Origin of the sequence: Williamsia sp. 1138 (genome assembly GCF_002095435.2) — a bacterium.
In the GTDB taxonomy this organism is placed as follows: domain Bacteria; phylum Actinomycetota; class Actinomycetes; order Mycobacteriales; family Mycobacteriaceae; genus Williamsia.
The window spans coordinates 26,346-46,362 of record NZ_MJEJ02000050.1; the positions used below are offsets into that span (position 1 = coordinate 26,346).

Here is a 20,017-nt window from a genome sequence, read left to right on the forward strand (position 1 = left end):
ACCTCGAGCGGTCACGGCATGATCCGATCGCTTGTCGGGCGAAGCACGTTGCGGACAGCGAACTCTCCCGTCTCCTTGTCGTAGGCGCGGATGACCATCAGTCGTCCGACATGCAGGACTGTGACCATCGGCAGATACACGAGCGCAGCAAGCGCAGCCCAAACGAACCGCTTGTGGAGCATCAGAGTCCTAGGAAGACATAGCATGTAGGTGACAAAGCCGAGCGGGCTGGTCTCCATCCGCCGCGGCGAGACACCGACGGTGAGATCGGCAAGCAATGCGTTGCGTCCGCCGGTCTCCTTCACACAAAGCCCAGTGTCCACGTCCTCGAAGAGGTCACGTCGCGAACTTACCCGGTCCCGCACCTGCAACCACGTCTCGCGGCGGAGCACCATGTTCGACCCATACAACACCGGTACATCCTTGACGCGGTGCTTCTTCCTTCTCGATCGCAGTGGCATGAACCGCTCCTTGAGATCGCTCAACGCGTTCCCGTAAGGCAGTCCATACGCCTCACCCCATCCGCACAGGGCCGCCCAATCGTGCGCGGTGTCCTCCTGCAGGAACGCGACTATCGTCCGAGCCCAGTGTGGCGGCACGAGTGTGTCGGAATCGATCCTCGCCACCGCTGGGCCGACGCTGGCGTCGAGACCGGCATTGCGGGCGAAGACCAATCCCTGCCGAGTCTCGGAGATCATCCTGATCTCGGGATACCGCTCTGTGAACGTGGCGACGATGTCGGCTGTCTTGTCGGTCGAGTTGTTGTCGACGACCACGATTTCAAGGATGTGATCGAGTTGCCGGCTCAAGCGCTCGAGGCATTCGCCGATCACTTCCTCTTCGTTGAAGGTGGGGACCACCACCGACAAACACTTTGAATCCATCACACTCCTCCGATGTCAGGCATCCGCACAGGTCTGTTCGCCACCTGGCAGATCGGTCAGGTCTTGCGCATGTACACCCGCAGGGTCAGCGGCGCAAAGATGGCGAGCACCACCAGGGCTCCGATCAGCGACCACGCGATCTGCGGACCAAAATGTCCGTCGACGGCCAGTTCTCGCACCGCGGAGACAAGATGCGAGACGGGATTCACCGAGGCGAAGGACTGCATCCACCCGGGCAACGTCGTGACGGGCACCAATGCGTTGGACACGAAGGTCAGCGGCATCAAGATCAGCATCGAGACCCCCTGCACTGTGGACGCCTTGTTCATCAGGACACCCATCAGCGCGAAGATCCAGCTCAACGCGAAGGCCACGACGATGACGAGAAGACAGCCGGCGAGGAGCCCGGCGATGCTTCCTGGCCGGTACCCCATCGCGAATCCGACAAGGACGGTCACCCCGGTCGCCACCACATACCGCACCACATCCGCCAGCAGCGAACCGGCCAAGGGCGAGATCCGAGCGATGGGAAGGGATTTGAAGCGATCGAAGACTCCTTTGTCGAGATCTTCGCGCAGTTGCACACCTGTGGTCACCGACGCGGCGACGGCGACCTGGACCAGCACGCCCGGGATGAGCAGCGGAAGATATGCGTTGACATTGCCGGCGATGGCTCCGCCGAAGATGCTGGAGAACAACACCGTGAACACGATCGGCAGGATGACCACGTCGAACAGCTGCTGCGGATTGTGTTTGATCTTGAGCAACCCGCGCTCTGCCATGGTCAGTGCCTGCGAGACCGATCTGCCCATCGAGACGTGCTTCGGGATGTGCCGATCGGCAAGCACCGCCGCGACTTCGGGATTGAACGGGATCTCGGTTCCGGCGGTCATGCGGCATCCTCCCGGATCTCGGGTACCTTGCTGGGCTGCCCGGTGATGGTGAAGAACACCTCGTCGAGGCTGGGCTTCTGCACATTGATCTCCCGGAGCTCGATGCCCGCCGCCCGCAGCGCGAACAGGAGCTCCGGCATGAGCGAGAGATCGCCCAATGGTGCGGCGACTCCTCCGTTGCCTGACACGGTCACCTCCGTGCGCGTGTAGCCGGCGACAATGCCCGCCGCTTCCGCCGCCAGCCCTGGATCACTCAGGGACAACACGAGGGTCGAGTCCCCGACGGCCGCCTTCAGGTCGTCCGCGGTTCCGTCCGCGACAAGCCGGCCGTTGTCGATCACCGCGATGCGGTCGGCCAGTTGGTCGGCCTCCTCGAGATACTGCGTGGTCAGCAGAACAGTGGAACCTGCTGCGACCAGCGCCCGGATCGTGGTCCACATCTGCGCGCGCGTCCGCGGATCGAGTCCGGTGGTCGGCTCGTCGAGAAACAACAACGGCGGGCGCGAGATCAGGCTGGCCGCGAGGTCGAGGCGCCGGCGCATACCGCCGGAGAAGTGCCGAAGAGACCTGTCGGCCGCGGCTTCGAGGCCGAACTCCTCGAGCAATTGCGCCGCCTTGGATTTCGCCGCGGCCCGCGACAAGCCGAGGAGCTTACCGAAGATCATCAGGTTCTCGGCCGCCGTCAGATCTTCGTCCACGGAGGCATATTGGCCCGTCACCCCGATCAGGGAGCGCACCGCCGTGACATCGCGGACGACGTCGTATCCGAACACCGAAGCATGTCCGGCGTCGGGCCGCAGCAGTGTGGCCAGCATGCGCACGGTGGTGGTCTTGCCGGCCCCGTTTGGTCCGAGCACGGCGTAGACGATTCCCGCAGGTACTGCGAGATCGATGCCGTCGACAGCGCGAAAACTTCCATAGGCCTTCACGAGTCCGGTCGCCTCGATCGCCAGCGGTGATCGGTTGCCCATCGTGTTCTCCTCCTAGTGGACACCGATTCTGGTCGCCCTTTTCTTGATCACATTTCGCTATGTGGCCACGGCGCCAACTGATAATGCAGAAGAAATGTCGAACCACCAAGGCATTCCGCCGAGCGTTCACCCCACAGCCGAAGGTTAGTCCCTGCCAACGAATCCCCGCAAGAGTCGGCTCCGGATCGATCGCGCTCCACAAGCTGTCAAAATTACTGTAAGCCAACTTATTTCACACCGATGTCACATGACCGACACCAACTCGCAAAATGTGCTCGACCTCGCCGCGCAGACGCGTCGCCCCGACATTCACCGCGCCCGGCAAAATGGCTGTTAGAAGATTGTTTTCAGCGTTTCCGCAACCTTCTCGTGCGCTTTCGGCAAACTGTGTTGTCCGACTGTTTGCAACGCTAAACGTGATGAACAACACTTTATCCTCGGGACGAAATCGTGAGAGTCCGGCCATACGATTGGAAAGCGCAGTCAGAACCTCTCCGACCATCAGCGATCGCAATTGCACGTCATCACCGGAAACCGGATGCGGGACTATGGAATTCACTGAACTTGCAGATTATCCGCTGCCTTCGGGCAGCCTCACCGAGTGGATACCCACCACCGGAGCCGACGGCGCGTGCTGGTCTGTGGACTCCCGTCCACTGACCTACGACCACGAAGACCACTACACACGCGGGTTGTCGGGCGAACCATCCGACGGTCAATCCGCCTGGCTCGGTGCGGCTTTCGAGATCCACCTGCGGTTTGATGCCGACGCCGTCAGGCGAACACTCCGGGCCTGGATGCTACGGCACGAGGCCTTCCGAACCACCGTGACCAAAACTGTTGACGCACAGGGAAGTACCTGCCTCACCCGGCTCACCAGCACAGGCGAAGTGCTCGACATGGCTCCCCACCCCGTCGGCCACCTCGGCAACGGGTCTCGCGTACGCGCACACCTCATCGATCTGTTGGACACCCAGATCTCTCCGCTGACGTGGCCACACTGCCTGGTGGCAACCGTCTCGGACACCGACGCCCCGATTGCCGGCAACGGCTTTCTCGTCGTCTTCGGCGCCGATCACTCGGTGATGGACGCGTATTCGATGCTGCTGGCGATCAGCGAGATCCAGCGCCTGTACGCGTACGAGCTCCTCGGAATCGATCCGGCGCTGTCGGAGATCGGCAGTCACGTCGACTTCAGCGCGAACGATCGCGTCATCGGTGGCGGGCTCACCCCTGAGCACCACGCGGTCGAGACGTGGCAGCAATTTCTCGACGCCGGCGGCGGGCAGTTCCCACGTTTCGGATTGCCGGTCAAACCCGAGGGCATCAATCCACACGCGGGCCACCAGCAGAACGGGATGTCCACGTGGCTGCTGTCGACCGAGCAGGTCGCTCAGGTCAACGCCCACTGCCGCGAACTCGGCCACAACATGCAGTCGGCCGTACTCGCCTCACTGGCGCTGGCGCACCGCGAGCTGGTCGGCGGCACCACACTCCGGTTCGTGATGCCGATGCACACCCGCCACGAGTCGCAGTACGTCGAATCCGTCGGCTGGTACGTCGGCATCATCCCGGTCGAGGTGGACGTCACCGCCGCCGAGACTTTCGGTGACTGCATGAACGCGGGCGCCGAAGCGGTTGCCGCCACCAAGAGCTTTGCCCGCTTTCCGTACCCTCGGATCGCACAATTGCTCGGAAAACGCGCCGTCCCACAGTTCGTGATCTCCTATCTCGACGTGAGATTCGTTCCCGGCGCGGCGGAATGGGAGCGGTGGCGCGGACGCACCCTGCGCAGCGGCACATTCTCGGACGACGAGGTGTACCTGTGGATAGCCCGGACCCCGATCGGAATGACGGTGTCAGCTCGCTTTCCTGCCACCGAGATCGCCGAGGCGGGAGTACGCCGCTACGTCGATGCCCTCGGAGAACTGCTGCTCGGGTTCGCTCGCGCCGGAGACCATCCCACCGCCGGCCGCTCGCTGACCTCGCTCACGATTCCTTACTCGCAAGACAAGTTCCCGGCCTAGACCGGTCCAGCGGGACGACGTCCCGGTACAGAGAGGCGCTCAACGTGATCATCACCGCGATGGATTGGTGGACCCCGGCCGGTGGCACCCTGATCGAGTGGCATCCGACGGCGGCCGCGAGCGAGCGCGCGGCCGCGGCCGCCCAGGACGCAGGCCCACTGTCGTTTCTGCAGGAGAACCACATCAGGGCCTGCAACGCCGCCCGGCAAGTGGGCAATGATCACAAGGCCTATCTCGGCTCAGGAACCGACATCGACGGTGATCTCGATCGCAATGCGCTGACCCGGGCATTGCGCAACTTCGTCCTGCGCCATGAAGGCCTGCGGACCTGGTTCGACACCGACGGGGTGGAGATCACCCGACACCTCCTCGATCCCGGGGACGTCGACTTCGAGGCCAGGGTGGCCGGAGAGTTCACCGATCACGAGCAATTCCGGGCCTACCTCCACAGCCGTTTCGGAAGTGAGGCGGTGGCAACGAGCTGGCCGGGGTTCGCCTTCGGCGCGATCAGCCGCACCGGCAGCTTCACCCTCTACTACGGGTGCGACCACGCGCTGAGCGACGGGGCCTCCCAGGCGCTGGCGCTCGCCGAGATCGTGGAGTTGTACGACGCCGAGATCACCGGAAATGAACCGGCCCCCTTCGCGAGCACACCGGCCGGCAGTTTCCTCGAGTACGCGCGGCTGGAGAATCAGCTCGCCGCCGGTTTCGACGCCGACTCCGCAGAGATCATCGAGTGGCGCGACATCTTCGAATCACATGGCGGAGTCATGCCGGGATTTCCCCTCGACATGGGCCTGGCGCCCGGTGAGACGGCCCCGGTCCGACCGGTCGAACTCAATGTGCTCGACGCCGACGGTATCGCCCGGTTCGAGCGCATCTGTAAGGAGGCCGGCGGCACCTTCTTGTCGGGGATCTATGCCGCGGTTGCACTCACGGAATACGAACTGGCCGCCCGCGCCGACTATTTCGGTATCTCGGTACTCGCCACGCGGTTGTTCGCCGACTTCGGGATGTCCCAGGGCTGGTTCTGCAATTTCGCCCCGGTCGCGTTCGGTGTCGAAGGTGCCCGATCGTTCACCGATCTGGTGCCGGTCGCGTTGGCCGGTTACACCCGAACGAAGCGTCTCGCTGCCGTTCCCGCACAGAGCGTCATCGCCGCCCTGCTGAAGTCGGGCGCCTCGCCCGCCGATGTCGCGGCAAGTCCCAACCTCTTGTCATACATCGACTTTCGCCGGTTCCCCGGATATGGAGGCCAAGCCTACGACCGCGGCGTGCTCTTCACCGGAGAGGGCCGGACCGCGAATGCCTCTATGTGGTTCAACCGCGACGACGAGCGTCTCTACCTCGGCAGCCAGACCCCGGACACCACCCTGGCGCAGCTCCAGGTCAAGCGATACCACGAACACCTGTGGTCGGTGTTCGATCGAGTTGTCACCACCGGAGACTACGCTGTACCCCAGTCCGGGACCCGCAGGATTTGCGACGGAAGAGATGCGTCTGCCATGAACATCGGATCGAGGTGACCGCGCTTGCACGTCACCACCATTGACCACTACCTGCCCGATCCCGGCAACCTGATGCAGTGGACGGTCGATTCCGGAGCCGTCCGACCTGTCGCCTCGTCGGTACCCCCCTCGTTCAACCAGGGATTCCACCTGAGCGGGTCTGCGGACGAAAGTACCTGGCTTGCAGCAGCTTTTGACATCGATGGGCGCGTCGACGTCAAGGCGCTCGAGCGGGCCTACCGACTGTTGATCGCACGCCACGGCACGTTGCACAGTGCGTTCGTGCGGCGCGACGGCGAGATCGAACGCGAACTCTACGACCCAGCCGAGCTGATCCTGAACCAGGAGCCGATCGCCGCGGCGGACTCACCCGAGGGATTGCGGGATCTGCTGTGGAGCACGCTGAACACGGCGTGCCACCCGTTCGGATTCCCCGCCTACCTGCTGGCGGCGATCGACCGGGCCGAGCGCTCGACCGTCTTCTGCGGGTTCGACCACGCTCATGTGGACGCGTACTCGATGTCGATCATCATCGACGACCTCCATCAGCTCTATCGCGGTTGCCTCGACGAACCCGGCGGCTTTGTCGCCGACACGATGCCGATGGCGGGCAATTTCGTCGATTACTGCGCCGCCGAGGCGGAGGCCGCGGTGATCGGCCCCCGGGACCCGAGGATGCGCGCCTGGCTGACGTTCTTCGACGAGCACGACAACACGCCTCCGGGCTTCCCGCTCGACCTGGGACTCCCGCCAGGGCAGTCGGCACCCCAGGCCGTGGACCTGCGCGACCTGCTCGATGCGGACACCACCGCCGCCTTCGAGGTGTTCTGCCGGAGCAACGGAGCATCGGTGTTCGCGGGCATCCTCGCCGCGATGGCACGGTGCGTCCGGGTTCTCGGGGGCGGCCCCCAGATGTCGCTACTGTTCCCACTGCATACCCGCCGCTCCGAACAGTGGCGCGGCGCGGTCGGCTGGTTCACGACCAACGCGCCGATCAAGGTGGCCGCGACCGAGGACTTCAGCGAGTCCGTTCAGCGTGCCGGTCCGGCACTGCGCGCGGCGGTAGCCCTCGGTGAGGTGCCCGTGCCGCACGTACTCGCCGCCATGGGAGGCCTCAACCATCAGCGCAACGACATCTTCATGGTCTCGTTCGTCGACTACCGCGGACTCCCCGGCGCGTCGGCGCACGAGGACATCGGGGCACACCACGTGTCCAACGTGACCACGGCCGACGACGCGCAATTCTGGATATCGCGGACCGAGCGCGGACTCGCCCTGCGCAGCCGGTATCCGGACACCGACGCCGCCGCGACGGTCGTCACATCCTTCCTCGATGAACTCTCCCGATTCCTGCGGCAACCCTGGTAGCTCCACGAGCACCTCCGGCGCACTACGCTCGTGAGGTATTCGCCCCCGCAACGCCCAGCCGATTTGGAGCAAACCCGTGACCGTGGAGATCGACAACAACCCCGGCTTTGCCGAGTACGTTCACCCCGAGCGCCTGGTCAGTACCGAGTGGCTCAGCGCCCATCTCGGCACCGACGGTCTCAAGATCGTCGAGTCCGACGAAGATGTGCTGCTGTTCGACATCGGGCACATCCCGACCGCGCAGAAGGTCGACTGGCATCTGCACCTCAACGACCCGGTCACCCGCGACTACATCTCCGGCGAGCAGTTCGCAGAGCTGATGCGCAGCAAGGGCATTCGCCGCGATGACACCGTGGTCATCTACGGCGACAAGAGCAACTGGTGGGCCGCCTACGCGCTGTGGGTGTTCACGCTGTTCGGCCACGAAGACGTCCGCCTGCTCGACGGTGGCCGTGACGCCTGGTTCTCCGAGGACCGCGACATCACCTTCGATGTGCCCGAGTACCCCGAATCCGACTATCCGGTCGTCGAGCGCGATGACTCGCAGATCAGAGCCTTCGCCGACGAGGTGAAGGCCGGCATCGGGACCGAACCGCTCATCGATGTCCGGTCGCCGCAGGAATACACCGGTGAGCGCACGCACATGCCGGAGTATCCGCAGGAAGGTGCGCTGCGCGGCGGCCACATCCCCACCGCGGTGTCGATCCCGTGGGCAAAGGCGGCAGCCCCCGACGGGCGGTTCAAGCCGGCGGCAGAGTTGCGCGAGCTGTACTCGGACTTCGCCCCCGACCAGTCGACGATCGTCTACTGCCGCATCGGGGAGCGTTCGTCGCACACCTGGTTCGTGCTCACCCATCTCCTCGGTTTCGACAAGGTTCGCAACTACGACGGCTCGTGGACCGAATGGGGCAACGCGGTGCGGGCGCCGATCGTCACCGGCGACGAACCGGGCACCGCGAGCGGCACGCGGTGACGGCCGCTCTCGACGAGATCATCGAGGACTTCGCTGCCCTCTCTGACTCAGAGAAGATCCAGTTGCTACTCGAGTTCTCCGACGAACTCCCCGAATTGCCGGACGACCTCGCCGAGGCGGCGATGGAACCGGTGCCCGAGTGCCAGTCACCGTTGTTCCTCTCGGTGGATGACACCGATCCCGACTCGGTCCAGCTCTTCTTCAGCGCCCCACCACAGGCGCCGACCACCCGCGGATTCGCTTCGATTCTCCATCAGGGCCTCAACGGGGCCAGCGCAGCGGAGATCCTGGCCGTGCCCGGAGACTTCTACACCAGTCTCGGCCTCGACTCCGCGATAAGCCCGCTGCGCCTTCGCGGGATGGCGGCCATGCTGGCCCGTATCAAGGCACACCTGGGCCCGACGGGTCGATGAAGTTCATCCAGATGATGGACCAGCCCGTCGAACCGGGCGGGCTGGTCGAGTGGTCGCCGTACACCGATGGCGGATTGGTACACTGGAAGGCCGATTCTCGGCCCACGTCCCACAATCACGAGCAGCACCTGCGCTCGGCATTCGAGTACCGGCTACGCCACCGCCGTGAGGGCGGACGCGAATCCTGGCTCGGATTGGCCATCGATTTCGACGAGCCGCTGTCCATCCCTGCGATCCGATCCACTTTCTCGATGTGGATCGACCGGCACGAGGTGCTGCGCAGTCACGTGGTGATCTGGGCCGACCGCCTGGCCCGGATGACGACGCCCCCCGGCTCGGTGAAACTGAAGATGGGCAGGGTCGGCTGGTACGGAGAACCGGGACCGCTCCTCGACCAACTCAGCGGCACCTTCGACCGGGCAACGGCACCATTGCAGTGGCCCGCATACCTTTTCGCAACGGTCGCCCGCGAACGCTCCTTCACGTTGCTGTTCGCTGCCGACCACTCTCTGGTCGACGGTTACTCGCTGATCATGGCCCAGCACGAGTTGGTGTCGCTGTATGCAGCGAGCCGACGCAAGGTTCGACCCGACCTGCCCCCCGTGGGTTCGTACGTCGATTTCAGTGCGTACCAACGCCGTGAGGCGGACGCGGCAGGCAGTGATCACGAGGCGATCGCCGTGTGGTCGGACTTCCTGCGCGACACCGGCGGGAAGCTGCCGGGCTTGGAACTCGGCGGTGACGCCGAGCCGGCTGATGGCGTACCGGGCCACGAGACCGGGCCCGATGAACCCCCCGAACTCACCCCGCAAGGGTCGATCACCGCCGAGCTTCTCGACGACGAGCAGACCAACAGATTCACCGCCGTGTGTTCAGCGGCGGGCGGCTCGCTCTTCGCCGGTGTCATGGCGGCCCTCGGCGCCGTGTACGCCGATCTCGGCGGCGGCCCGGTGATGCGGTGCGTCATCCCCCGCCACACGCGGGGGGACCAGCAATGGTTCGGGGCCCTCGGCTGGTTCGTGGCGACGGTCCCGTTCCGGCTCGACAGCTCCCAGGCAGCAGATTTCGGCCAGGCGATCGGACGTGCCACCGAGGAGCTGCGGCGGGTCCGCAAAGCATCGAGCCTGCCGTTCCTTCGCGTCGGGGAAATCCTCGGAAAAGAGTTCGACTTCCCGGAGCCGAAGTTCGTGGTGTCGTTCATCGATCTGCGTTTCGCTCCCGGCAATGCCGAGGCCGACGCCGGCCGCGCGCGGGTTCTGCGCAGCCACAACTATTCGGCCGACGAGGTGTACATCTGGGTCAATCGCACCGCGTCGGGGTTGCGCATCTCGGCCCGCTTCCCGTCACACGGACGAACCCACAATCAGGTCGGCCGTTTCCTCGGCGCATTCGGGGATTTCCTCACCGCGATCGGCGACCAGAGCACGTACGGAAAAGTTACCCGCGAGTAGGAAAACCGCACCGAGCGAGCGATCTGTGGGTTGGGGTCGAGCCCGGAGAACGAGGTGCTTAGACTCCATTGAGTGCTGCCGACCACGACCCGTGGCCGCGGCGGCCCACGTACCGAGACATCGATACCCGAGACAATGTCGCCGACGCTCATCCACCAGCGCCCAACAGGAGATCAAGTGCCAAGTCACGCCAGCACAGCACTCACGAAAGTCCTCATCGCCAACCGCGGAGAAATCGCGGTTCGAGTGATCCGGGCCGCCAAGGACGCCGGTCTGTCCAGCGTCGCGGTGTACGCAGAACCCGATGCGGACGCCCTCTTCGTGAAGCTGGCCGACGAGGCCTTCGCCCTGGGTGGCCAGACCTCGGCCGAGTCGTACCTCGTCTTCGACAAGATCCTCGATGCCGCCGCCAAGTCCGGCGCCGACGCCATCCACCCCGGATACGGCTTCCTGTCGGAGAACGCCGAGTTCGCCCAGGCCGTCATCGACGCCGGGCTCACCTGGATCGGACCGTCGCCTCAGTCGATCCGGGACCTCGGCGACAAGGTCACCGCGCGTCATATCGCGCTGAAGGCGAACGCCCCCATGGCACCCGGCACCAAGGACCCCGCCAAGGACGCCAGTGAGGTTGTCGCATTCGCGCAGGAGCACGGTGTGCCCGTCGCGATCAAGGCAGCATTCGGTGGTGGCGGTCGCGGCATGAAGGTGGCGTACACGATCGAAGAAATCCCTGAATTGTTCGACTCTGCGACCCGTGAGGCCGTTTCCGCATTCGGCCGCGGCGAGTGCTTCGTCGAGCGTTACCTCGACAAGGCCCGTCACGTCGAGGCCCAGGTCATCGCCGACCAGCACGGCAACGTCATCGTCGCGGGCACCCGCGACTGCTCGTTGCAGCGCCGTTTCCAGAAGCTGGTCGAAGAGGCACCCGCCCCCTTCCTGACGGTTGAACAGCGGGAAAGAATCCACTCCTCGGCCAAAGCCATCTGCAAGGAAGCCGGTTACTACGGTGCCGGTACCGTCGAGTTCCTCGTCGGCGCCGACGGACTGGTCTCGTTCCTCGAGGTCAACACCCGCCTGCAGGTCGAGCACCCCGTCACGGAAGAGACCGCGGGCATCGACCTCGTGCGTCAGCAGTTCCGGATCGCCGCAGGAGAGAAGCTCGAGTTCACCGAGGACCCGACTCCCCGCGGCCACTCCTTCGAGTTCCGGATCAACGGCGAGGACGCCGGTCGCGGCTTCTTGCCCGCCCCCGGACCCATCAGTGTCTACAAGGAGCCGACGGGCCCCGGCGTCCGCGTCGACTCCGGTGTCGTCGAGGGTGACGTCATCGGTGGTCAGTTCGACTCGATGCTCGCGAAGCTGATCGTCACCGGCGAGAACCGCGAGCAGGCGCTCGAGCGCTCACGTCGCGCTCTGGCCGAGTTCCAGGTCGAAGGCCTGGCCACCGTGCTCCCGTTCCACCGGCACATCGTCTCCAACCCCGCCTTCATCGGCGACGGCGAGGGCTTCGACATCTACACCAAGTGGATCGAAACCGATTGGGAGAACCCGATCGAGCCGTACACCGGCGCCCAGCCGATCGAGGAAGACGACGCCGAGCCACGCAAGACTGTCGTGGTCGAGGTCGGCGGACGTCGCCTCGAGGTTTCGCTCCCCGGCGATCTCGCTCTCGGTGGGGGCGGCGGTTCGAACGGCGCCGTCAAGAAGAAGCCGAAGTCCCGCACCCGCGCCAAGGGCGGCGCCGCCGCTGCATCGGGTGATGCCGTGAGCGCACCCATGCAGGGCACCGTCGTCAAGGTCGCGGTCACTGAAGGCCAGGAAGTCACCGCGGGCGAACTCGTCGTGGTTCTCGAGGCCATGAAGATGGAGAATCCGGTCACCGCCCACAAGGACGGCGTGGTGACGGGCCTGTCCATCGAAGCCGGTGCCGCGGTCACCCAGGGCACGGTCCTGTTCGAGCTCAAGTAGGACCGCACCATCGAGGCTGTCGAGATCAACGCAGGGGCGTGGTATCTACGCGCCCTGCGTGATGACGACCGGGTGACCGACCGGCCGGCGCTCGCGCTGGCCGGTGTCACCGACCCTGATTACGTGCGCGCCTGCGAACGCGGGTGGGATGAGGAGACCCGATTCACCTGGGCCGTCTGTGAACCCACCACCGGTGAGATGCTGGCCGAGATCGCCATCGAACCGCTGGGCGATGAAGGCGAGGCCCAGCTCACCGGTTACGCGCGCGACGGCTTCGACGAACCCCTCGCCGCAGCACGCCCGGTGGTCCGCAGATTCGCCGAAGGCGCACTGGGTTACACGATCGTCGGCTAGAGCCGGGGTGCCGGGAAGTCGTGATCGATGCCGGTTCCCAGGTCGGCGCATTCGACGTCGATGACGTCATCCCGTCCGGCGAGGTAAGGCCCGGCCCCGCGATCGCCGGCCAGTGAATCGAGCACGGCGCCAAGGTGATCGGCACCGATGTATGCCGGGTGACCGATTTGCCCGAAGTGGGTCGCGCGGGCAAGTGCCTGTGGCGCAGGTCCTGCCGCGGCAAGCAATCTTTGGACCTGCGGTGCCGAGACGTCCGGAATGTCAACAACGTGTAAAACAACGCCGACCACACCCTCGCAGCCGCGGGCGCGAACAAGCCCGGCACGCACCGACTCACTCAGTCCTTCCCGCCACGTCGGGACCTGCACCGCCTCGGCCCCCTGGGGCATCGCCGTCGTGGCCGCACCCACCGTGACGAACACCCTTCGGCAGCCTCCTGCCATCAGTGCGGAAACGCACAGGCGCAACCATTCGCCTTGTTCTGCAAGGATTTTCGGCATCCCGAACCGGGTTCCCGCACCCGCGGCGAGCAGCACCCCCACGACTGTCGCAGCGTCGTCACCCGAGAGATCTTCCCCGGACGCACCCTTCACAGTCACCTCCCAGACATCATTCCGTCGTCGAGCGGCAACCGCGCAGTCATCGCATCGCACTGCCTGTCCGCGACGATATATTCGTTTTTCTCATCCTGCGGACGAGTCGAGTTGGGGTGATCCTTTCTCTGAGCAATGCGGCCGATCCGAGAAACGTCGACCGCTGTGCGCCCTGTAGGACCCTTTCATCCAAGAGGTATCACGATGAGCAGCGAACCCGAGGCAAACCCCACAGCCACTCCCCCCGTTCCGGCTGTCAAGAAGAAGCGAGTTCATCCCGTCGACGAGGTCCCGCCGGTCGGCAAGCTCGCTGTTCTCGGGTTCCAGCACGTCATCGCGTTCTACGCGGGAGCGGTACTGGTGCCACTCATCATCGCCGGCGCCATCGGCCTCGATGGCGAGGCCCTCACGATGCTCATCACCGCCGACCTCTTCACCTGTGGCATCGCCTCAATCCTGCAAGCGGTCGGCATCTGGAAGATCGGCGTCCGGCTTCCACTGCTGCAGGGCATCACGTTCGCTGCTCTCGCGCCTGTCATCAAGATCGCCAACGACAACGGAGGAGAACGCGTCGGACTGCTGACCGTCTACGGGGCCGTCATCTGTGCCGGAATCTTCACCTTCCTGATCGCACCGTTCTTCGCCAAACTGATCCGGTTCTTCCCTCCCGTCGTGACCGGGACCATCATCACGATCATCGGTATCGCGCTGTTGCCGGTGGGCATCGGTGACGCGACCACCGACCCCGCCACCCACACCTCGGACGCAGGCAACGGCCGCTGGCTGTTGTACGCGGTGGGCACGATCTTCCTGATCGTCCTGATGCAGCGATTCTTCCGCGGCTTCTGGGCGACCATTGCGGTGTTGCTCGGCCTGGTGGTCGGGACCATCGTGGCCTGGATCCTCGGCGACACGAACTTCAGCGCTGTCGGCGAGGCCGACTGGGTCGGATTCACCCCGCCCTTCGCCTTCGGCGCGCCACGCTTCGACCTCATCGCCATCGTGATGATGATCGTGGTCATGATGATCATCGCTGTGGAGTCCACCGGTTCGGTGTTCGCAACCGGTGAGATCGTCGGCAAACGCATCAAGAAGGAAGACATCGCTGCCACCGTTCGCGCGGACGGCCTGGCCACCGTGATCGGCGGCATCTTCAACTCGTTCCCCTACACCGCGTTCTCGGAGAACGTGGGCCTCGTCCGCCTCACCGGGGTGAAGAGTCGCTGGGTGGTCGCCGCCGCCGGTGGCATCATGATCCTGCTGGGACTACTGCCCAAGACCGCCAAGATCGTCGAAGCCATCCCGGCCCCGGTACTGGGCGGCGCCGCGATGACCCTGTTCGCCACGGTCGCGGTGGTCGGCATCCACACCCTGGGAAAGGTCGACTTCACCGACCACCGGAACCTGATCATCGTCAGCACATCGCTGGCCATGGGGTTGTACGTGGAGTTCAGCCAGTCCTCGGCGCCGTCTGAGGTCATCGTCGACGGCAACGTGGTCGAGGTGCCGGGCATGTCAGGTGTCGACCAGGCCGTGCCCGGTGTTCTGCTGCAGATCCCGTTCGGCGCAGGCATCACCATGGGCGCCATCACCGCACTGTTGCTGAATCTGCTGTTCTTCCACACCGGCAGTCGCGGCGTGGCGATCGCGGGCGGCGGCTCCATCCGACTTGCCGAGATCAACAAGATGACGTTGGAGGAGTTCCGCGAGACCTTCGGTGGCCTCGTGCAGAACGTGACGTGGGTTGTCGACGCCGCGTACGAGCAACGGCCATTCGAGAACGCGCATGACCTGCGCGCTTCCTTCCAGGACGCACTGCTCACAGGTAGCGATGAGCAACAGCTCGAACTGATCAGGGCATTCCCGGATCTCGACGCAGAAGACGAGGTCGGAGACATGATCGCCTCAGATCACACCGCATTGTCCAATCTCGAAGAGGAAGAGCACGATAACATCGTCGAGATGGCAAGGGCCTATCGTCAGCAATTCGGTTTCCCGCTGGTGATCTGCGCCAGAGAGACCGAGCGATACGAGCGCGTACTCCGAAACGGCTGGACTCGCATGGACAATGCAGCAGGCAGCGAGAAGTCGTTTGCGCTGATCGAGATAGCGAAGATCGCCAACTATCGGTTCGACGATCTCGTGGCGGACGCCAATCCCATTGTCTCGGCGCGGTTCAACCGTTTCCAAGACGTCATGGGCTGATGAGAGAGGCAGGACAATCGTGCGACGAGTCGATTGGCGTGGTGTCGAGAGTTTCAACGAACTGAGCGACCGCCAGGCCATTCACGCCCTCTACGAGTGCTGCACCTCCAGGATCTGGGCGATCCGGGTGGCGGCAGGGCGTCCGTTCCCCGACGATGAAGCATTGTTCGAACGTGCGGATCTGATCTTGGCCGAGCTCACCGAATCCGATCTCGACGAGGCCCTCGACGGGCACCCACGTATCGGCGATCGCGCCGACAACCCGTCGTCGGCCAGCGAGCAATCAGGAGTCGCCGGTGCCGACGCCGCGATCATCGATGAGCTCAAGAAATGCAACGCCGAGTACGAGAACAAGTTCGGTCATGTATATCTGGTGTTCGCCAACGGCAGGCCGGCAGCCGAGTTGCTTGCAATCCTCAAGGAACGGATGGGCAACGACCCGCAGACCGAACGACGAGTCATGCGAATGGAACTGGGCAAGATCAACCGTCGGCGTTTGCGGGTGATGCTCGAACCCGCGGTCCACTACGTCGACGAGGAGGAAGGTGCTCACCCGTGACCGGATTGAGCACCCACGTCCTCGACGCCGTCACCGGACTGCCCGCGCCGGGGTTGACCGTGACACTGCATGACGATGCCGGAGCCGAATTGGCTTCGGCGATCACCGATTCCGACGGCCGCGTAGCTTCCGTCACCGGCGGCGAGCTACCACAGGGCACCTATCGCCTCACGTTCGAGACCGGTTCCTGGTTCGGCGCGAGGGAGATCGAGAACTTCTATCCAGAGGTGACGATCGCGTTCGCCGTCACCGACACCACGCGACATCACCATGTACCGCTGCTGCTGAGCCCCTTTGCATATTCCACCTACCGCGGCAGCTGACCAAAAGAGAAAGTGACTACAGGCACCATGGGCATCATTCTGGGCGAGAACCAGTACGGCAAAGCCGAGAACCGCGTCGTTCGGATCTATCGCGAGACCCCGCGGCACCAGATAAAGGACATCAACGTCGGCAGTGCACTCCGCGGCGACTTCTCGGCGGCTCATACCGACGGCGACCAGCGTAAGGTGCTGCCGACCGACACCCAGAAGCAGACCGCGTACGCCTACGCCAAGGAAAAGGGCATCTCGAGTATCGAGCAGTACGGGCTCGACCTCGCCTACCACTTCGTCAATGACAACGACCCCGTCGACGGGGCACGTATCGAGATCGAGGAATACGCCTGGGAACGCGCGGTGATCGACGGCAAGGAACACGACCACACCTGGGTACGCAAAGGCCAGGAGGTCCGTACCGCTGACATCACCGTCGAAGGCAAGGGCGATGCCCAAAAGACCTGGGTCATCGGAGGTCTGAAGGATCTGGTGGTCCTGAAGTCGACGGGGTCGGAGTTCCACGACTTCCTCGAAGACGAGTACACCATCCTGCAACCGACCACCGACCGGGTGATGTCGACATCCCTGGTCGCGAAGTGGCGCTTCACCACCACCGACGTCGATTGGGAAGCGGTTTATCCCGCCATCAAGCAGATCATCGTCGACACGTTCGCCACCGTGCAGTCACTGGCATTGCAGCAGACGCTCTATCAGATGGGCAAGACCATCCTCGAGACCTACGACCACATCGCCGAGGTCAAGTTGTCCGCTCCGAACATCCATCACTTCGTCTACGACCTCTCCCCCTTCGGCGTGGAGAACAACAAAGAGGTGTTCAACGCCGACGACCGTCCCTACGGTTTGATCCAGGCCACCGTCACCCGCGACGATGCCCCTGACGCCGGGCCGTCATGGACGCAGCAGAGGGCCTGGCTCGGTTAACCCCCTCCCCATGATGGGTCGTTGTGGCGAACCCCACCTGCGGTTTTGTTCGCCACAACAACCCATTATTGGGGCGTCAGCTGGGTCAGGGCCTCCGCGAGAGTGAGCACATCGGCGTACTTCGCTTGCAGGTCGAGAAGATTGGCATCGTGCAGCTGCGGTTCTCGGTCTCCGCAGGCATCCGAGACCACCAGGGGGCGAAATCCGTGCTGCAACGCGTCGGTGGCGCTGGCGCGGATGCAACCGGAGGTGCTCAGACCACAGATGTAGAGCGTGTCGATGCCGGCCGCGGTCAGGGTCGCGGCCAGTGACGTCCCGAAGAAAGCGCTGGCATACTGCTTCGTGATCACCGTCTCCCCTGGCTCGGGGCGAGGATCCGGAACGAACTCGGCCAGCGGCGATCCCTCTTCGAACACCTTCAGAGCGGGGATCTTCCGCACGAACAATCCGCCGTCGAGTCCGCCGGGCTGATAGCTGACGCGAGTGAAGATCACCGGGAGCCCCGCCGCGCGAGCCGCGCCCACCAGTGCCGCCGATGCCGCCACAGCATCGTCGACCGGCGCCCGCAACGGCGAGGAGTCGTCCAGGTAGGCCATCGCCAGATCGATGGCCAGCACTGCCGGCCTACGGCCCGGACCGAGTTCTCCGGCGAACCCTGACTCGTGGTACGACGCGAGCGTATCGCTCACGCCCGCACCGCCTTCCGCACGTTCACCGGCGGCCTCGGGGCCGGCAATCCGGTCTCAGCCTCGCACCGCTCGAGGATCTCGGGGATCGACGGGCCCATGTCGAAGGTCTGGAGTTCACCGCGCTCGGAGCGGATGGCGTTCCGGCGGGCCTCGGTCGCCGTGCCGTCGACCTCTCCCTTCGCGGTGCACACGACGCCGTAGCCGTCGGCCGCTCCCTCGACACTGACCAGACCACGCCGCACCTCCAGCGCCACGATCTCGGGATCCCGATCGAGCGGATCACCCCAGCCACCGCCGCCCCAGGTGATGAAGTGCAGTACGTCGCCGCGCGCGACCTCGACATCGTGGATCTTGCTGGGCAGCACCTCGGTCTCACCGGAGACACGTTTGATCCATTTCGTCCCGCGCGCACCGGGTTTGCCCCCGTTGACACCCCACGGATAGGTGAGCCAGCGATCGTCGTGTATCGCAATGGTTCCCGGCTCCTCGAAGTAGTACGCGACGTCGACACCGTTACCGCCACGATGCAATCCGGCGCCGCCGGTGTCGGCGATGGTCTCCCAGCGCTCGACCCGCAGGGGGTAATACGACTCGAGGTACTCGCACGGGATGTTCACGAACGACGGCCACAGCGAGTGCCCGTCCGGTCCGTCGCCGATCGGGCGGCCCGGAATCCCGCCGAAACCGATGGAATAGAGCTGGAACCACTCGCCATCCCGCGAACCACCGTCGTAGTGACCGGAATACATGAAGTGTGGCGACGACGAGAACCCCGCGGCATTGAGGATCTCCGGGTTTCCCTGGCCCAGTAGCCCGCCGAACAGGTCGAAGACCCGGCCGATACCGTGGTTGCGACCGTTGAGCGCGGCCGGGAATCGCGGTTTCCAGAACGAGTCCTCCGGAATGGTCACGTCGATGAGCGGATAAAACCCGTCGTTCCAGAGGATCTGGGGATCGGCGATGGTGATCACGTAGATGCCGAAGAACATCCGCACGAGATTCTCGTTGATGAAGTAGTTGATCGGCCCGACCGCCTGCGCCGCGTCGGCGCTGAAGTCGAGATGGATCTTCTCGCCGTGCCGGGTCAGTTTGATCGTCAGCTTGTACGGGCCGTAACCACAGCCGTCGTCGCAGATGTAGTCGCTGAACTCGATGGTCTCGCCATCGACGAACAGCGTCGCGAGAAGCACCTTCATGGCCTGGTAGTTCCTGTCCAGCAACGCGTCGAGCGCGGACAGATAGACATCGACACCGAAACGATCGCACAGTTCGACGATCCGCCTGGAGGCGGTGGTACACGCTGCGACCAGGCCGTTGAGGTCGGCGCGGTTCCAGTCGGGCATCCGCACCTGGTTCAGGATGATGTCGAGCGCGGTGTCGTTGAGTTGGCCCTTGTCGTAGAGCTTGAACGGCGGGATGATCACGCCCTCTTCGTAGATCGTGTGGGCGTCGGCGGGCATCGACGACGGGGTGCTGCCGCCGACATCCGACATGTGTCCGAACATCGACGACCAGCCGACCACCCGCCCGCTGTGAAAGATGGGGAGCACGATGAGCCAGTCGTTGGCATGGCTGATCGCGGCGCCGCAGGCGTAGGGATCGGAGGTCAGCAGGATGTCACCTTCGCCGACGGTGCCGTTGAAGTTGTCGAGAAAGTCGGGGACGGAGAGCCCGAACTGACCCACGACCATTTTTCCGCTCGGATCGGCGATCAGGGGGAACTCGTCGTGCTGCTCACGGATACCCGGCGACAGCGCCGTTCGGAACAGCACCTCGTCCATCTCGTACCGGGCGTTGCGCAGGGCATTTTCGATGATGTCGAGGGTGACCGGATCGACCGGCACCTTGTTCACTCCGGTGGTGCTGGTTTCGATGATGGTGGCCATCAGATCTCCTACGAAG

19 protein-coding genes are annotated in these 20,017 nt (G+C 64.3%); 12 read left to right on the forward strand and 7 right to left on the reverse strand.

What is annotated here, in order from left to right:
• Positions 1–11: 11 nt before the first annotated feature.
• The 4 genes from BH683_RS21085 to BH683_RS28755 form a co-directional block, all read right to left on the reverse strand.
• Positions 12–884 (reverse strand): glycosyltransferase family 2 protein, encoded by an 873-nt coding sequence (locus BH683_RS21085; RefSeq protein ID WP_084838249.1) that lies wholly within the window; start codon positions 882–884, stop codon positions 12–14.
• Between the two features lie 56 nt (positions 885–940).
• Positions 941–1,777: an ABC transporter permease gene (locus BH683_RS21090; RefSeq protein ID WP_084838250.1), complete on the reverse strand. Its 837-nt coding sequence runs from the start codon at positions 1,775–1,777 to the stop codon at positions 941–943.
• A complete protein-coding gene (locus BH683_RS21095; protein ID WP_084838251.1) occupies positions 1,774–2,748 on the reverse strand; it encodes an ATP-binding cassette domain-containing protein in 975 nt (324 codons plus the stop codon). The genes BH683_RS21090 and BH683_RS21095 overlap by 4 nt, the downstream gene beginning before the upstream one ends.
• A gap of 232 nt (positions 2,749–2,980) precedes the next feature.
• Positions 2,981–3,307, reverse strand: coding sequence for a hypothetical protein (locus BH683_RS28755; RefSeq protein WP_168187090.1), 327 nt, complete (start codon positions 3,305–3,307; stop codon positions 2,981–2,983).
• Between BH683_RS28755 and BH683_RS21100 the strand changes: the two genes are divergently transcribed.
• The 8 genes from BH683_RS21100 to BH683_RS21135 all read left to right on the forward strand — a co-directional run bounded on the left by BH683_RS21100 (position 3,297) and on the right by BH683_RS21135 (position 12,810).
• On the forward strand, positions 3,297–4,775 hold the full coding sequence (locus BH683_RS21100) for a condensation domain-containing protein (RefSeq protein ID WP_168187091.1): 1,479 nt from the start codon (positions 3,297–3,299) through the stop codon (positions 4,773–4,775). The two genes, BH683_RS28755 and BH683_RS21100, sit on opposite strands and share 11 nt — an antisense overlap.
• 44 nt (positions 4,776–4,819) lie before the next feature.
• The gene (locus tag BH683_RS21105; RefSeq protein ID WP_084838253.1) at positions 4,820–6,301 is read left to right on the forward strand and encodes a condensation domain-containing protein; all 1,482 of its coding nucleotides are present in this window, start codon (positions 4,820–4,822) and stop codon (positions 6,299–6,301) included.
• A gap of 6 nt (positions 6,302–6,307) precedes the next feature.
• On the forward strand, positions 6,308–7,651 hold the full coding sequence (locus BH683_RS21110; protein WP_094647640.1) for a condensation domain-containing protein: 1,344 nt from the start codon (positions 6,308–6,310) through the stop codon (positions 7,649–7,651).
• 76 nt (positions 7,652–7,727) lie between these two features.
• Entirely contained in the window at positions 7,728–8,624 is an 897-nt protein-coding gene (locus BH683_RS21115; RefSeq protein ID WP_084838254.1) for a sulfurtransferase, read from the forward strand.
• Positions 8,621–9,037 carry a SufE family protein gene (locus BH683_RS21120; RefSeq protein ID WP_246833510.1) on the forward strand — a complete coding sequence of 139 codons (417 nt, stop codon included), beginning with the start codon at positions 8,621–8,623 and terminating at the stop codon, positions 9,035–9,037. Before BH683_RS21115 ends, BH683_RS21120 begins: the two co-directional genes overlap by 4 nt.
• The gene (locus BH683_RS21125; RefSeq protein WP_084838256.1) at positions 9,034–10,488 is read left to right on the forward strand and encodes a condensation domain-containing protein; all 1,455 of its coding nucleotides are present in this window, start codon (positions 9,034–9,036) and stop codon (positions 10,486–10,488) included. The genes BH683_RS21120 and BH683_RS21125 overlap by 4 nt, the downstream gene beginning before the upstream one ends.
• Positions 10,489–10,665: 177 nt before the next feature.
• A complete protein-coding gene (locus BH683_RS21130) occupies positions 10,666–12,456 on the forward strand; it encodes an acetyl/propionyl/methylcrotonyl-CoA carboxylase subunit alpha (protein ID WP_084838257.1) in 1,791 nt (596 codons plus the stop codon).
• Positions 12,457–12,465: 9 nt separating this feature from the next.
• The gene (locus BH683_RS21135; RefSeq protein WP_084838258.1) at positions 12,466–12,810 is read left to right on the forward strand and encodes a hypothetical protein; all 345 of its coding nucleotides are present in this window, start codon (positions 12,466–12,468) and stop codon (positions 12,808–12,810) included.
• Here BH683_RS21135 and BH683_RS21140 read toward each other — a convergent pair.
• Positions 12,807–13,403: an NTP transferase domain-containing protein gene (locus BH683_RS21140; protein WP_281492330.1), complete on the reverse strand. Its 597-nt coding sequence runs from the start codon at positions 13,401–13,403 to the stop codon at positions 12,807–12,809. The genes BH683_RS21135 and BH683_RS21140 overlap by 4 nt on opposite strands.
• A gap of 204 nt (positions 13,404–13,607) precedes the next feature.
• On the opposite strand from BH683_RS21140, the gene BH683_RS21145 reads away from it, so the two are divergent.
• From BH683_RS21145 to pucL, 4 genes are read left to right on the forward strand one after another with little or no spacing between them, the layout of a single operon-like run.
• Positions 13,608–15,608: a solute carrier family 23 protein gene (locus BH683_RS21145; RefSeq protein ID WP_084838260.1), complete on the forward strand. Its 2,001-nt coding sequence runs from the start codon at positions 13,608–13,610 to the stop codon at positions 15,606–15,608.
• Positions 15,609–15,627: 19 nt separating this feature from the next.
• On the forward strand, positions 15,628–16,167 hold the full coding sequence (uraD, locus tag BH683_RS21150) for a 2-oxo-4-hydroxy-4-carboxy-5-ureidoimidazoline decarboxylase (RefSeq protein ID WP_084838261.1): 540 nt from the start codon (positions 15,628–15,630) through the stop codon (positions 16,165–16,167).
• Positions 16,164–16,490, forward strand: coding sequence for a hydroxyisourate hydrolase (gene uraH / locus BH683_RS21155; RefSeq protein ID WP_084838262.1), 327 nt, complete (start codon positions 16,164–16,166; stop codon positions 16,488–16,490). Before uraD ends, uraH begins: the two co-directional genes overlap by 4 nt.
• Before the next feature lie 27 nt (positions 16,491–16,517).
• On the forward strand, positions 16,518–17,426 hold the full coding sequence (gene pucL, locus BH683_RS21160; protein WP_084838263.1) for a factor-independent urate hydroxylase: 909 nt from the start codon (positions 16,518–16,520) through the stop codon (positions 17,424–17,426).
• Positions 17,427–17,491: 65 nt separating this feature from the next.
• Here the strand turns inward: pucL and BH683_RS21165 are convergent, their stop codons facing one another.
• Positions 17,492–18,115, reverse strand: coding sequence for an isochorismatase family protein (locus BH683_RS21165; protein ID WP_084838264.1), 624 nt, complete (start codon positions 18,113–18,115; stop codon positions 17,492–17,494).
• A complete protein-coding gene (locus BH683_RS21170) occupies positions 18,112–20,001 on the reverse strand; it encodes a hydantoinase B/oxoprolinase family protein (RefSeq protein WP_084838265.1) in 1,890 nt (629 codons plus the stop codon). The genes BH683_RS21165 and BH683_RS21170 overlap by 4 nt, the downstream gene beginning before the upstream one ends.
• Positions 20,002–20,017: the final 16 nt, after the last annotated feature.

What these genes read in the sequence shown, in the direction of transcription:
- BH683_RS21145 (WP_084838260.1), top strand. Translation starts at nt 13,608, where the DNA reads ATGAGCAGCGAACCCGAGGCAAACCCCACAGCCACTCCCCCCGTTCCG.
- pucL (WP_084838263.1), top strand. Translation starts at nt 16,518, where the DNA reads ATGGGCATCATTCTGGGCGAGAACCAGTACGGCAAAGCCGAGAACCGC.
- BH683_RS21100 (WP_168187091.1), top strand. Translation starts at nt 3,297, where the DNA reads ATGGAATTCACTGAACTTGCAGATTATCCGCTGCCTTCGGGCAGCCTC.
- BH683_RS21090 (WP_084838250.1), bottom strand. Translation starts at nt 1,777, where the DNA reads ATGACCGCCGGAACCGAGATCCCGTTCAATCCCGAAGTCGCGGCGGTG.
- BH683_RS21170 (WP_084838265.1), bottom strand. Translation starts at nt 20,001, where the DNA reads ATGGCCACCATCATCGAAACCAGCACCACCGGAGTGAACAAGGTGCCG.
- BH683_RS21095 (WP_084838251.1), bottom strand. Translation starts at nt 2,748, where the DNA reads ATGGGCAACCGATCACCGCTGGCGATCGAGGCGACCGGACTCGTGAAG.
- BH683_RS21085 (WP_084838249.1), bottom strand. Translation starts at nt 884, where the DNA reads ATGGATTCAAAGTGTTTGTCGGTGGTGGTCCCCACCTTCAACGAAGAG.
- BH683_RS21125 (WP_084838256.1), top strand. Translation starts at nt 9,034, where the DNA reads ATGAAGTTCATCCAGATGATGGACCAGCCCGTCGAACCGGGCGGGCTG.